This is a genomic window from Streptomyces sp. NPDC087845 (genome assembly GCF_044742755.1).
In the GTDB taxonomy this organism is placed as follows: domain Bacteria; phylum Actinomycetota; class Actinomycetes; order Streptomycetales; family Streptomycetaceae; genus Streptomyces.
This window is the reverse complement of sequence record NZ_JBIUVC010000007.1, coordinates 82,902-96,764: the sequence shown is the minus strand read 5'-3', so window position 1 is coordinate 96,764 and position 13,863 is coordinate 82,902. Positions and strand designations below refer to the sequence as shown.

The 13,863-nt window shown below is 69.7% G+C and carries 12 protein-coding genes; 4 read left to right on the top strand and 8 right to left on the bottom strand.

Annotated elements, in window-relative coordinates:
* Positions 1–160: 160 nt before the first annotated feature.
* From pgl to tkt, 5 genes are read right to left on the bottom strand one after another with little or no spacing between them, the layout of a single operon-like run.
* Positions 161–943: a 6-phosphogluconolactonase gene (pgl, locus tag ACIOMQ_RS19435; protein WP_402127769.1), complete on the bottom strand. Its 783-nt coding sequence runs from the start codon at positions 941–943 to the stop codon at positions 161–163.
* The gene (gene opcA, locus ACIOMQ_RS19430) at positions 940–1,956 is read right to left on the bottom strand and encodes a glucose-6-phosphate dehydrogenase assembly protein OpcA (RefSeq protein ID WP_362212021.1); all 1,017 of its coding nucleotides are present in this window, start codon (positions 1,954–1,956) and stop codon (positions 940–942) included. Before opcA ends, pgl begins: the two co-directional genes overlap by 4 nt.
* Entirely contained in the window at positions 1,953–3,485 is a 1,533-nt protein-coding gene (gene zwf / locus ACIOMQ_RS19425; RefSeq protein ID WP_362212018.1) for a glucose-6-phosphate dehydrogenase, read from the bottom strand. Before zwf ends, opcA begins: the two co-directional genes overlap by 4 nt.
* 5 nt (positions 3,486–3,490) lie before the next feature.
* Positions 3,491–4,609, bottom strand: coding sequence for a transaldolase (gene tal / locus ACIOMQ_RS19420; protein ID WP_362212015.1), 1,119 nt, complete (start codon positions 4,607–4,609; stop codon positions 3,491–3,493).
* Between the two features lie 34 nt (positions 4,610–4,643).
* Entirely contained in the window at positions 4,644–6,746 is a 2,103-nt protein-coding gene (gene tkt / locus ACIOMQ_RS19415) for a transketolase (RefSeq protein ID WP_401264502.1), read from the bottom strand.
* Between the two features lie 433 nt (positions 6,747–7,179).
* Between tkt and ACIOMQ_RS19410 the strand changes: the two genes are divergently transcribed.
* On the top strand, positions 7,180–8,133 hold the full coding sequence (locus ACIOMQ_RS19410; protein ID WP_362212010.1) for a heme o synthase: 954 nt from the start codon (positions 7,180–7,182) through the stop codon (positions 8,131–8,133).
* Positions 8,134–8,231: 98 nt separating this feature from the next.
* Entirely contained in the window at positions 8,232–8,588 is a 357-nt protein-coding gene (locus ACIOMQ_RS19405; RefSeq protein ID WP_362212007.1) for a hypothetical protein, read from the top strand.
* Positions 8,589–8,709: 121 nt separating this feature from the next.
* On the opposite strand, the gene ACIOMQ_RS19400 is transcribed toward ACIOMQ_RS19405, so the two are convergent.
* From ACIOMQ_RS19400 to ACIOMQ_RS19390, 3 genes are all read right to left on the bottom strand, one after another.
* Complete coding sequence (locus ACIOMQ_RS19400) at positions 8,710–9,723, bottom strand: COX15/CtaA family protein (protein ID WP_362206135.1); 1,014 nt, start codon at positions 9,721–9,723, stop codon at positions 8,710–8,712.
* 96 nt (positions 9,724–9,819) lie between these two features.
* Entirely contained in the window at positions 9,820–10,587 is a 768-nt protein-coding gene (locus tag ACIOMQ_RS19395) for an ABC transporter permease (protein ID WP_362206134.1), read from the bottom strand.
* Positions 10,584–11,510: an ABC transporter ATP-binding protein gene (locus ACIOMQ_RS19390; protein WP_362206133.1), complete on the bottom strand. Its 927-nt coding sequence runs from the start codon at positions 11,508–11,510 to the stop codon at positions 10,584–10,586. Before ACIOMQ_RS19390 ends, ACIOMQ_RS19395 begins: the two co-directional genes overlap by 4 nt.
* 100 nt (positions 11,511–11,610) lie before the next feature.
* Between ACIOMQ_RS19390 and ACIOMQ_RS19385 the strand changes: the two genes are divergently transcribed.
* A complete protein-coding gene (locus tag ACIOMQ_RS19385) occupies positions 11,611–12,396 on the top strand; it encodes a helix-turn-helix transcriptional regulator (RefSeq protein ID WP_401943178.1) in 786 nt (261 codons plus the stop codon).
* Positions 12,393–13,814 carry a Fe-S cluster assembly protein SufB gene (gene sufB, locus ACIOMQ_RS19380; RefSeq protein ID WP_362206132.1) on the top strand — a complete coding sequence of 474 codons (1,422 nt, stop codon included), beginning with the start codon at positions 12,393–12,395 and terminating at the stop codon, positions 13,812–13,814. Before ACIOMQ_RS19385 ends, sufB begins: the two co-directional genes overlap by 4 nt.
* The last annotated feature ends 49 nt before the right edge of the window (positions 13,815–13,863 follow it).

The window sequence follows — 13,863 nt, the reverse complement described above, 5'->3', positions numbered from 1 at the left end:
CGACGAGGCGGAATCCGGTGCCCCCGGTCTCCGCGGGCGCCACGCCGTCCGGGCCGTCCGGGTGCGGATCCGGCGCGCCCGGCACCATGCCCTTGCACGCCGCGGGCCCGGCCGCTCCGAAGAGCGGACCGGGCCCGGGCACCACGGTACTGACGGCCACTCAGGGAGAGGCCGGCGGATACAGCGCGCGCGGCAGCCGTGAGGCCGCCGCCGCGTCCAGCAGCCACAGGGTGCGGCTGCGGCCGTACGCACCGGCCGCCGGGGCCTGGATCTCCCCGGCGCCCGAGAGCGCGATCTCCGCGGCCTCCGCCTTGTCCTCACCGGCGGCGAGCAGCCACACCTCGCGGGCCGCCCGGATCGCGGGCAGCGTGAGCGAGACGCGGGTGGGCGGCGGCTTGGGAGCGCCGTGCACACCGACGACGGTGCGCTCGGTCTCCCGTACCGCGGGCAGCTCCGGAAAGAGCGACGCCACATGCGTGTCCGGGCCGACGCCCAGCATCAGCACATCGAACGTCGGCACCGGACCGTGGTCCTCCGGACCGGCCGCGGCGGCCAGTTCCTCGGCGTACGCGGCCGCTGCCGCGTCGGCGTCGCTGCCGCAGGGACCGTCCGACGCGGGCATCACGTGCACCCGGGACGGGGTCAGCGGCACCGAGTCCAGCAGGGCCTCGCGGGCCTGCGTGACATTGCGCTCCGGGTCGCCCTCCGGCAGGAACCGCTCGTCGCCCCACCACAGATCGAGCCGCGACCAGTCGATCGCGTCCCGGGCGGGCGCTTCGGCGAGGGCGGTCAGCAGGCCGTTGCCGTTGCGCCCGCCGGTGAGGACCACCGAGGCGTAGCCGCGCGCGGCCTGGGCGTCCACGATCCTGGTGATCAGCCGGGCTGCGGCGGCCTGCGCCATCAGCTCCTTGTCGCGGTGCACGACAAGCTGAGGGGCACTCACTTCGCCGCCGCCTTCTTGGCCGCCGTCTTCTTCGCGGCGGCCGGGGCGGCGGCGGGCTCGGCAGCCTTGGACTCGGCCGGCTTCGCCGGTCCGCCGAGCTTCTCCACGCCGAACTTCACCGTCGCCTCGTAGGTGTTGTCCGGGTCCAGCCGCCGCAGCTCCTCGGCGAGCAGCTCGGCGGTCTCCCGCCGCTTGAGCGCCACCGCGCGGTCCGGCTGGCCCTGCATCGAGAGCGTGGCCAGCGAACCGTCGGGCCGGTCCAGGACGATGACGCCCTTCTTGGTCTCCATCCGCACGGCCGTCAGACCGGGACCGCCGGACAGGGTGCGCTCCACCGGAACCTTGAGCCGGTCCGCGAGCCACATGGCGAGCAGCTCACAGCTCGGGTTCTCCGACTCGCCCTCGACCGTCGCCGAGACGACCTCGACGTGCTGCTGGTCGAGCGCGGCCGCCAGCATCGAGCGCCACGGCGTGATGCGGGTCCAGGCCAGATCCGTGTCGCCCGGGGCGTACGACCGGGCGCGCACCGCGAGTTCGTCACCCGGGTGCTCCGCTGAGTACGCGTCCGTGATCCGGCGCTGGGCGAGCGCGCCCAGCGGGTCCTTCGCCGGATCGTCGGGGGCGTCCTCGGGCCACCAGACCACGACCGGGGCGTCCGGCAGCAGCAGCGGCAGGACCACCGACTGGGCGTGGTTGGCCAGCTCGCCGTGGAGACGCAGGACGACGGTCTCGCCGGTGCCCGCGTCGGAGCCGACCCGCACCTCGGCGTCGAGCCGGGCGTCCCGGCGGCTGCGCGGCGAGCGGCTGACCCGCTTGATCACCGCGATGATCCGCGAGGGGTGCTCGCGCGAGGCGTCGCCGGCCGACTTGAGGGCGTCGTAGGCGTTTTCCTCGTCGGTGACGATGACCAGGGTCAGCACCATGCCGATGGCCGGGGTGCCGATGGCGCGGCGGGCCGACACCAACGCCTGGTTGATCTTGCTGGAAGTGGTCTCCGTGAGATCGATCTTCATGGCCGGCGCCAGCTCCGTCCGTCTCGTGCGAGCATCTCGTCCGCCTCGGCCGGGCCCCAGGTGCCCGCCGGGTACTGCGCGGGCTTGCCGTGCTTGTCCCAGTACTCCTCGATCGGGTCGAGGATGTTCCAGGAGAGTTCGACCTCCTGGTGCCGCGGGAAGAGGTTGGCGTCGCCGAGCAGCACATCGAGGATGAGCCGCTCGTACGCCTCCGGGCTGGACTCCGTGAAGGACTCGCCGTACGCGAAGTCCATCGTGACGTCCCGGACCTCCATCGAGGTGCCGGGCACCTTGGAGCCGAACCGCACCGTCACGCCCTCGTCCGGCTGGACCCGGATGACCAGGGCGTTGCCGCCCAGCTCCTCCGTCGCGCCGGACTCGAAGGGCAGATACGGGGCGCGCTTGAAGACGACCGCGATCTCCGTGACCCGGCGGCCGAGCCGCTTTCCGGTGCGGAGGTAGAACGGCACGCCCGCCCAGCGGCGGTTGTTGATCGTCAGCTTGATCGCGGCGAAGGTGTCGGTCGTCGACTTGGGGTCGATGCCGTCCTCCTCCAGATAGCCGGGGACCTCCTCGCCGCCCTGCCACGCGTGCGCGTACTGGCCGCGCACCGTGTGCTTGCCCAGGTCCTCCGGCAGCTCCACGGCCGTGAGCACCTTGAGCTTCTCGGCGACCAGGGCCTTCGGGTGGAAGGAGCCGGGCTCCTCCATGGCCGTCAGCGCCAGCAGCTGGAGCAGGTGGTTCTGGATGACGTCACGGGCGGCACCGATGCCGTCGTAGTAGCCGGCCCGGCCGCCGATGCCGATGTCCTCGGCCATCGTGATCTGCACGTGGTCGACGTACGACCTGTTCCAGATCGGCTCGAACATCGTGTTGGCGAACCGCAGCGCCAGGATGTTCTGGACCGTCTCCTTGCCCAGGTAGTGGTCGATCCGGAAGACCTCGTTGGGCGGGAACACATCGTGCACGAGCTGGTTGAGCTCCTGCGCGCTCTTCAGGTCGTGGCCGAAGGGCTTCTCGATGACGGCACGCCGCCAGGAGCCCTCCTTCTGGTCGGCGAGCCCGTGCTTCTTGAGCTGCTGGACGACCTTGGGGAAGAACTTCGGCGGCACGGACAGGTAGAAGGCGAAGTTGCCGCCCGTGCCCTGTGCCTTGTCGAGTTCCTGGATCGTGGCCTTCAGATGCTCGAAGGCCTCGTCGTCGTCGAAGTTGCCCTGGACGAAGCGCATCCCCTGGATGAGCTGCTGCCAGACCTCTTCGCGGAACGGGGTACGGGCGTGCTGCTTGACGGCGTCGTGGACCTCCTGTGCGAAGTCCTCGTCCTGCCATTCGCGGCGCGCGAAACCGATGAGGGAGAAGCCCGGCGGCAGCAGGCCGCGGTTGGCCAGGTCGTAGACGGCGGGCATCAGCTTTTTACGGGACAAATCGCCCGTGACGCCAAAGATCACCAGGCCCGACGGTCCCGCGATGCGCGGAAGCCGTCGGTCCTGGGGGTCACGAAGCGGGTTGGCTCCGGGAACACCAGACAAGGTGGTCAGCCCTCCGAAGGGGCGAGGCGCTTGAGTTCCGCCTCGGTCGAGTTGAGCAGGTCGATCCAGGACGCCTCGAACTTCTCGACGCCCTCGTCCTCGAGAAGCTGGACGACGTCGTCGTAGGAGATCCCGAGCTTCGCGACCGCGTCGAGCTCGGCACGGGCCTGCTCGTAGGTGCCGGCGATGGTGTTGCCCGTGACCTGCCCGTGGTCCGCCGTGGCGTCCAGGGTGGCCTCGGGCATGGTGTTCACCGTGCCGGGGGCGACCAGGTCGACGACGTACAGAGTGTCCTTGTACGCGGGGTCCTTGACACCGGTCGAGGCCCACAGCGGACGCTGCTTGTTGGCCTGCGCCTTGTCCAGGGCGGCCCAGCGCTCCGAGCCGAAGACCTCCTCGTACGCCTGGTAGGCGAGCCGGGCGTTGGCGAGAGCCGCCTTGCCCTTGAGCGCCTTGGCCTCGTCGGTGCCGACCGCGTCGAGCCGCTTGTCGATCTCGGTGTCCACACGGGACACGAAGAACGAAGCCACCGAGTGGATCTTGGACAGGTCCAGGCCCGCGGCCTTCGCCTTCTCCAGACCCGCCAGGTAGGCGTCCATGACCTCGCGGTAGCGCTCCAGGGAGAAGATCAGCGTGACGTTGACGCTGATGCCCCTGCCGATGACCTCGGTGATCGCCGGGAGACCGGCCTTCGTCGCCGGGATCTTGATGAGCGTGTTGGGCCGGTCCACCAGCCAGGCCAGCTGCTTGGCCTCGGCGACGGTGGCGTCGGTGTGGTGGGCCAGACGCGGGTCGACCTCGATGGAGACCCGGCCGTCCTGGCCGTCCGTGGCGTCGAAGACCGGACGCAGGATGTCCGCGGCGTCCCGCACATCGGCCGTCGTGATCATGCGGATGGCCTCGTCGACGGTGACCTTGCGGGTGGCGAGGTCGGTGAGCTGCTGCTCGTAACCGTCACCGTGCGAGATCGCCTTCTGGAAGATCGACGGGTTGGTGGTGACGCCCACGACGTGCTGCTGGTCGATCAGCTCGGCGAGGTTGCCCGAGGTGATCCGCTTGCGCGACAGGTCATCGAGCCAGATCGCCACGCCCTCGTCGGAGAGGCGCTTGAGTGCGTCTGTCATGAGAATTGCATCTCCTACTAGTCGTATAACGGCGTCAGCGCGTGGCTGCGGCGAGAGATTCCCGCGCGGCGGCGGCGACGTGCTCGCCGGTGAAGCCGAACTCACGGAAGAGGACCTTGGCGTCGGCCGAGGCACCGAAGTGTTCCAGCGAGACGATCCGGCCGGCGTCTCCGACATACCGGTGCCAGGTCAGACCGATACCGGCCTCGACCGCGACCCGGGCCTTCACGGACGGCGGCAGAACGCTGTCCTTGTATGCCTGGTCCTGCTCCTCGAACCACTCGACCGACGGCATCGAGACCACTCGGGTCGGGATGCCGGCCGCCTGCAGTTCCTCGCGGGCCTCGACGGCGAGGTGCACCTCGGAGCCCGTACCGATCAGGAGGACCTGGGGCGCCGCGTTCTGCCCTTCGGGCCCTTCGGCCTCGAAGAGCACGTAGCCGCCCTTGGCCGCGTCCTCGTTCGCCTCGTAGGTCGGCACGCCCTGGCGGGTCAGGGCCAGACCGTGCGGGGCTCCCTTGCCGAACACCTTGGTGTAGCGGCGCAGGATCTCGCGCCAGGCGATGGCGGTCTCGTTGGCGTCGGCCGGGCGGACGATGTTCAGGCCCGGGATGGCGCGCAGCGAGGCCAGGTGCTCCACCGGCTGGTGGGTCGGGCCGTCCTCGCCGAGACCGATCGAGTCGTGCGTCCACACGTACGTCACCGGGAGGTGCATCAGCGCGGACAGGCGCACGGCGTTGCGCATGTAGTCGGAGAACACCAGGAAGGTGCCGCCGTAGATGCGGGTGTTGCCGTGCAGCGCGATGCCGTTCATGGCCGCGGCCATGGCGTGCTCGCGGATGCCGAAATGGATCGTGCGGCCGTACGGGTCCGCGCCCGGCAGGGGGTTGCCCGTCGGGAGGAACGAGGACGTCTTGTCGATCGTCGTGTTGTTCGAGCCCGCCAGGTCGGCGGAGCCGCCCCACAGCTCGGGGACGGTCTCGCCGAGGGCCTGGAGCACCTTGCCGGAGGCGGCGCGGGTGGCGACGCTCTTGCCCGGCTCGAAGACCGGGAGCTTGTCCTCCCAGCCGGCGGGCAGCTCGCCCGCGGAGATCCGGTCGAACTCGGCGGCGCGCTCCGGGTTGGCGGTGCGCCACGCGGCGAGGGACTTCTCCCACTCGGCCTTGGCCTCGCGGCCGCGGTCCAGCGCCTCACGGGTGTGGGAGATGACCTCGTCGGAGACCTCGAAGGACTTCTCCGGGTCGAAGCCGAGGACCTTCTTCGTCGCGGCGACCTCTTCGTCACCGAGCGCCGAGCCGTGCGAGGCCTCGGTGTTCTGGGCGTGCGGGGCGGGCCAGGCGATGATCGAGCGGGCCGCGATGAACGAGGGGCGCCCGGTCTCGGCCTTGGCGGCCTGCAGCGCCTCGTACAGACCCGCCGGGTCCAGGTCGCCGCTGGGCAGCTGGTCGACGCGCTGGACGTGCCAGCCGTACGCCTCGTACCGCTTCAGGGTGTCCTCGGAGACCGCGGTCTCCGTGTCGCCCTCGATGGAGATGTGGTTGTCGTCCCACAGCAGGACCAGGTTGCCGAGCTTCTGGTGTCCGGCCAGCGAGGACGCCTCCGCGGAGATGCCCTCCTGGAGGCAGCCGTCGCCCGCGACGACCCAGACCATGTGGTCGAACGGGGAGGTGCCGGGGGCCGCCTCCGGGTCGAAGAGGCCGCGCTCGTAGCGGGCGGCCATCGCCATGCCCACCGCGTTCGCGACGCCCTGGCCCAGCGGGCCCGTGGTCGTCTCGACGCCGGTGGTGTGGCCGTACTCCGGGTGGCCCGGGGTCTTCGAGCCCCAGGTACGGAAAGCCTTGAGGTCATCGAGCTCCAGGCCGTACCCGGCCAGGTAGAGCTGGATGTAGAGGGTCAGGCTGCTGTGCCCCGCAGAGAGCACGAACCGGTCGCGACCGGTCCAGTCCGCGTCGGCGGGGTCGTGCCGCATCACCTTCTGGAAGAGGGTGTACGCGGCGGGAGCCAGGCTCATCGCCGTGCCCGGGTGGCCGTTTCCGACCTTCTGTACGGCGTCGGCGGCAAGGACGCGGACAGTGTCCACGGCCCGCTGGTCCAATTCGGTCCACTGGAGATCTGTGGTGGTCGGCTTGGTGCTCACCCTGAGTCAGGGCTCCTCTCCACTGTTGTAAACCGGTGACTGTGACCGCACCGGGCGTTGTCGAGCCTACCCTCGTCGGAACAAGCATTTTCCGGCTGCTTTCCAGGGTGCGGGCGGCTCGCGGAGTTCGCCTCCCGTATGAGCGCGACGGCTCACTTCTGGGCCCTCCGATGAGCGCGTCCCCTTACTTATGCGCCCTCCGATGAGCCTGTCTCCTTACTTATGCGCCGCTTCCGCGAACGCGCCACTCCGGGGGCGCGTTCACCTGTTCCCGGGTCACTCCGATGAGCCGGGCGCCGTGCTTCGGCGCCACTTCAACACGACCCCACCCCCGCGAAGGGCGGCCTGTCCCCCAACGTCTACAGTGGTCTGGTTCGCGCAAGTCTTTACTGGGCCTTCACGCCCGGAGCTTGCTGGGATTTCTCTGTCAGGGGTGTGCGTGACGGCCGTCGAGTCCCGACCCGCAGGGGTCGCCTTGACTCCCAGCCCAGGGGGCCATCGCCCGTTCGGGGCCCGTGTCAAGGCATTCGTGGCGCTGACCAAGCCTCGGATCATCGAGCTGTTGCTGATCACCACGGTTCCGGTGATGTTCCTGGCCGCTCAGGGTGTACCCGATCTGTGGCTCGTTCTCACTACCACCATCGGGGGATATCTCTCCGCGGGTGGTGCCAACGCGCTGAACATGTACATCGACCGCGACATCGACGCGCTGATGGACCGCACGTCGCAGCGTCCGCTGGTCACCGGCATGGTGAGCCCGCGTGAGTGCCTGGCCTTCGGCTTCGCCCTCACGGTGATCTCCACGGTGTGGTTCGGACTGCTCGTCAACTGGCTGTCGGCCGCGCTCGCGCTCGGCGCGCTGCTGTTCTACGTGGTCGGCTACACGATGCTGCTGAAGCGCCGCACCTCGCAGAACATCGTCTGGGGCGGCATCGCCGGCTGCATGCCGGTCCTCATCGGCTGGTCCGCCGTGACCAACTCGATGTCCTGGGCCGCGGTCGTCCTCTTCGCCGTGATGTTCTTCTGGACGCCGCCGCACTACTGGCCGCTGTCCATGAAGGTGAAGGACGACTACGCACGGGTCGGCGTCCCGATGCTGCCGGTCATCGCCTCCAACCGGGTGGTGGCCCGCCAGATCGTCATCTACAGCTGGGTGATGGTCGCCGTCTCGCTGCTGCTGACCCCGCTCGGCTACACGGGCTGGTTCTACACGGCGGTGGCCCTGCTGACCGGCGGGTTCTGGCTCTGGGAGGCACACGCCCTGCTCAACCGGGCCAAGGCCGGGGTGACCGGCGGGAAGCTCAAGGAGATGCGGCTGTTCCACTGGTCGATCACCTATGTCTCGCTGCTCTTCGTCGCGGTGGCGGTCGACCCCTTCCTGAGGTAGTCCCGCTCCATCGACTCCCGCCGACGGGCGGGGTACGTGGCCCACGCCACGTGCCCCGCCCGTCGCACGTTGATCTACCCGTCGGTAGCATCCTGGGCATGGCAGAGACGGCAGAGACCCAGGTGGAGAGCGGCAAGCAGGCGGCCCGCGCGGAGCGCAGGGCGGCGAAGCTCGCCAAGCAGATCGGTGCCTTCGCCAAGGCGCACGGCGGTGCGGAGGGACAGCTCGCCTACATCGGGCAGACGGGCACGCGCATCGTTCTCGTGGGCGAGGACGGCGGCTGGGGCGATCTGGTGGCCCCGTCGTACGCGGTCGCCGAGAACGCCACCCGGAAGGCCGGGATCACGATGCACGAGTCCTTCGACGGGGACTTCGCCGCGAAGGTCCGCACCGGCCCGTACGAATGGACGCGGATGGCCGGCATCCAGGTGGGCGGCCCGTCCGACAAGGCCTGACCAGAGGCTTCCTCGTACCGCGCATACGCCGATCGCCGGTCGGCCCCGAACTCGGGGCCGACCGGCGATCGGCGTATGCGCGGGAGCGGCCAGGGCGCCCGGGGTCCTTCCCGAGCCCGGCTCAGCTCGCCACGGCCGGCTCCGGCTGCTCGGCTGCGGGACCGGGCACCGCGGCGGCGGACACCGGGCGCTCCCGCAGCGACAGCAGCACCCGCACGACCGCGATCCACACCAGGCACGAGCCGAGCATGTGCAGGCCGACGAGGATCTCGGGGGTGTCCGTGAAGTACTGGACGTAACCGATCACGCCCTGCCCCATCAGCACCAGGAAGAGATCACGGGCCCGGTGGAGCGGGCCGATCGGCGCGTCCACGGCCTTCAGCACGAACCACAGAGCCACGGTCAGGGCCACGACGACCCACGCCAGATCGGCGTGCAGCTGCGTGATCATCTTCCAGTCGAGCGGAATACGGTGCACGTCGCTGGAGTCACCCGCGTGCCGTCCGGCGCCCGTGACCACCGTGCCGACCGCGATCAGCAGCCCCGCCGCCACCACGAGCAGCCAGGTCAGCTGGGACACCGCCTTGCCCACCAGCGGACGGGGAGCGCCGTCGCCCTCGCGGACCCGCTGCCAGGTCACCAGCGCGACGCTGAGCAGCGCCGTGGTGAGCAGGAAGTGCGCCGCGACGGTGTACGGGTTGAGGCCGACGAGCACCACGATGCCGCCGAGCACCGCATTGCCCATCACGACCCAGAACTGCACCCAGCCGAGCCGGGTGAGGCTGCGCCGCCAGGGCTTCGCGGACCGGGCGGCGATGATCGCCCATCCGACGGCCGCGCACAGGACGTACGTCAGCATCCGGTTGCCGAACTCTATGACGCCGTGGAAGCCCATCTCACTCGTCGTGGTGAGACTCTCGTCGGTGCACTTGGGCCAGGTCGGGCAGCCGAGGCCGGAACCGGTCAGGCGTACCGCCCCGCCGGTCATGACGATCACCACGGCCATCACGATGGCCGACATGGCGGCACGGCGCACCGTGCGAGGGGACGGAGTCCACCGCTCGGCGATGTAGGGAAGCGGGTTCCGCACGGCTTGAGCGACTTCGGCTCGGGTCAGCTTGGGCACGCGCACCATCGTAGGCCGCGGCTTGTGCAAGCTTTCACGAGGGGGACGGGTTGCCCGAAACGGCGACGGAGCGCGTCCTCGGGGTCACTCGCGGCGGAGGGAGCCTCACTCCCAGCGGAAGAACTTCGCCGCCGCGCCCAGCCCGAGCACCGCCCACACCGCGAGGATGCCGAGGTCGCCCCACGGCATCGACGCGCCGTGCTGGAGCACGTCCCGCAGCCCGTCCGAGAGCGCCGCGATCGGGAGCAGCCCCAGCACCGACTGCACCGCATCCGGGAACTTCTCCAGCGGCACGATGACCCCGCCGCCGACCAGCAGGAGCAGAAAGACCAGATTGGCCGCGGCGAGCGTCGCCTCCGCCTTCAGCGTGCCGGCCATCAGCAGCCCGAGGCCGGAGAAGGCCGCCGTGCCGAGCACGAGCAGCAGCAGGACGGCGAAGGGGTTGCCGTGCGGCGACCAGCCCAGCGCGAACGCGATCACCGTGAGGAGCACCACTTGCAGCACCTCGGTGACGAGCACGGCGAGGGTCTTGGCGGTCATCAGCGCCCAGCGGGGCAGCGGCGAGGCACCGAGCCGCTTGAGCACCCCGTACCGCCGCTCGAAGCCGGTGGCGATGGCCTGGCCCGTGAAGGCCGTGGACATCACGGCGAGCGCGAGGATGCCGGGCGTCAGGAAGTCCACGGACTCGCCGGCGCCGGTGTCCACGATGTCGACCGCACTGAAGAGCACCAGCAGCAGCGTCGGGATGATCACCGTCAGCAGCAGCTGCTCGCCGTTGCGCAGCAGCATCCGCGTCTCCAGCGCGGTCTGCGTGGTGATCATGCGGGACAGCGGGGCGGCGCCCGGCCGCGGGGTGTACGTACCGGCGTTCATGCGCGCAGCTCCTTGCCGGTCAGTTCCAGGAAGACGTCCTCCAGGGTGTGGCGCTCCACGGAGATGCCGGACGGCATCACTCCGTGCTGCGCGCACCAGGAGGTGACGGTGGCCAGCAGCTGTGGGTCGACGTCGCCGCTGATGCGGTACGTGCCCGGGGTGAGCTCGGCCGCCTCCGTGCCGTCGGGCAGCGCCTTCAGCAGGGAGCCCAGGTCGAGACCGGGGCGGCCGGTGAAGCGCAGGGTGTTCTCGGCGCCGCCGCGGCAGAGCGTCTCGGGGCTGCCCTGGGCGATCACCTTGCCCGCGTCGATGACGGCGACGTCGTCGGCGAGTTCCTCCGCCTCGTCCATGAAGTGCGTGGTGAGGACGATCGAAACGCCGTCGGCGCGCAGCTCCCGTACGAGATCCCAGGTGGAGCGGCGGGCCTGCGGGTCGAGGCCGGCGGTCGGCTCGTCCAGGAAGATCAGTTCGGGGCGGCCGACGACGGCCATCGCCAGGGCGAGCCGCTGCTGCTGGCCGCCGGAGAGCCGCCGGTAGGCCGTACGCCCGCAGCCGCCGAGGCCGAGGCGCTCGATCAGGGCGTCGACGTCGAGCGGGTGGGCGTGGAGCTTCGCCATGTGGCGGAGCATCTCGTCGGCGCGTGCCCCGGAGTAGACGCCACCCGACTGGAGCATCACGCCGATCCGGGGGCGGAGCTGCGCGGCGTCGGCGACCGGGTCGAGGCCGAGGACCCGTACCGTCCCGTCGTCCGGGCGGCGGTAGCCCTCGCAGGTTTCCACGGTGGTGGTCTTGCCGGCGCCGTTGGGACCGAGGACGGCGGTGACCGTGCCGGTGCGTACACACAGGTCGAGGCCGTCCACAGCGGTCTTGGGGCCGTACCGCTTCACCAGGTTCCTGACCTGTACGACGGACTCGCTCTTCATGGCCGGTAAGTCTAGGCAGGGGCGGGACGGGGCCGTGTCGCGGGGCCGAATTAGGTGACCCTAAGTGATGAAGGGCACCGTAGATCGTTTCGGACCGTGGTTGTCAGGGGGCGATGAATTACGCAACAATGGCGTTGTGAAATACGGCGAGGCCAAGCGGGAGTCACCCCAGGAGGAACTCGCGACCGGCGAGCGTTCGACACGCAACCGGGTCGCGCGCTCCATCCTGGACCACGGCCCGTCCACGGTCGCCGAGCTGGCCAAGCGCCTCGGCCTGACCCAGGCCGCGGTCCGCCGCCACCTCGACGCCCTCGCCTCCGACGGCGTCGTCGAGGCCCGCGAACAGCGGGTGTACGGGGCGCGTACCCGGGGCCGCCCGGCCAAGGCGTTCGCGCTCACCGACTACGGACGGGACGCCTTCGACCAGTCCTACGACAAGCTGGCCGCGGACGCGTTGCGCTGGATCGCCGAGACCTCGGGCGACGAGGCGGTCGTCGCTTTCGCACGGGCCAGGATCGCGGCCCAGTCCGAGGCGTACCGCGCGGCGGTCGAGGCCGCGGACCCGGAGGCGCGGACCGAGGCGTTGGCCAAGGCCTTGTCGGCCGACGGGTACGCTGCTACGGCGCGTAGCGCGCCCGGCCCGCAGCAGGGCGAGCAGTTGTGCCAGCACCACTGCCCGGTCGCCCATGTCGCCGAGCAGTACCCGCAGCTGTGCGAGGCGGAGACGGAATTCTTCTCCACCCTCCTCGGGACGCATGTGCAGCGTCTGGCCACCATCGCCCACGGCGACGGTGTGTGTACGACGTACATTCCGCGCAGCGGCCACGCACCACCACAGACCAACCATTCAGCATCTGCAAGCACGGCCGGGAGGAACCCCGCATGACGCTCCCCACGGAGACTGCCCACCCTGAGCTCGAGGGTCTGGGCACGTACGAATTCGGCTGGGCCGACTCCGACGCGGCAGGCGCCGCGGCCAAGCGCGGGCTCTCCGAGAATGTCGTCCGCGACATCTCGGCGAAGAAGAACGAGCCCGAATGGATGCTGAAGCTGCGGCTCAAGGGCCTCAGGCTCTTCGACAAGAAGCCCATGCCGAACTGGGGCTCCGACCTGTCGGGCATCGACTTCGACAACATCAAGTACTTCGTGCGGTCCACGGAGAAGCAGGCGGAGTCCTGGGAGGACCTGCCCGAGGACATCAAGAACACCTACGACAAGCTCGGCATCCCGGAGGCGGAGAAGCAGCGCCTGGTCGCCGGTGTCGCCGCGCAGTACGAGTCCGAGGTCGTCTACCACCAGATCCGCGAGGACCTGGAGGAGCAGGGCGTCATCTTCCTCGACACCGACACCGCGCTGAAGGAGCACCCGGAGCTCTTCAAGGAGTACTTCGGCACCGTCATCCCGGTCGGCGACAACAAGTTCGCCTCGCTGAACACGGCCGTGTGGTCCGGTGGCTCGTTCATCTACGTGCCCAAGGGCGTCCATGTCGACATCCCGCTGCAGGCCTACTTCCGTATCAACACGGAGAACATGGGCCAGTTCGAGCGGACGCTGATCATCGTCGACGAGGACGCCTACGTCCACTACGTCGAGGGCTGCACCGCGCCGATCTACTCCTCCGACTCGCTGCACTCCGCGGTCGTCGAGATCATCGTGAAGAAGGGCGGCCGCTGCCGCTACACGACGATCCAGAACTGGTCGAACAACGTCTACAACCTGGTCACCAAGCGCGCCGTGGCCTACGAGGGCGCGACCATGGAGTGGGTCGACGGCAACATCGGCTCCAAGGTCACCATGAAGTACCCGGCCGTCTACCTGATGGGCGAGCACGCCAAGGGCGAGACCCTGTCCATCGCCTTCGCGGGCGAGGGCCAGCACCAGGACGCCGGCGCCAAGATGGTCCACATGGCGCCGAACACCTCCTCGAACATCGTCTCCAAGTCGGTGGCGCGCGGCGGCGGCCGCACCTCCTACCGCGGTCTCATCGAGATCGGCGAGGGCGCGCCGGGCGCGAAGTCCAACGTGCTCTGTGACGCGCTGCTGGTCGACACGATCTCGCGCTCCGACACCTACCCGTACGTCGACGTCCGCGAGGACGACGTGTCGATGGGGCACGAGGCGACCGTCTCCAAGGTCTCCGAGGACCAGCTCTTCTACCTGATGAGCCGCGGTCTGACGGAGTTCGAGGCGATGGCGATGATCGTGCGCGGCTTCGTCGAGCCGATCGCGAAGGAGCTGCCGATGGAGTACGCCCTCGAGCTCAACCGGCTGATCGAGCTGCAGATGGAGGGTTCGGTCGGCTAGCGCAGCCTGACGACCGGATTCCCCGACCACTGACAGAGAAAGCGAGCAC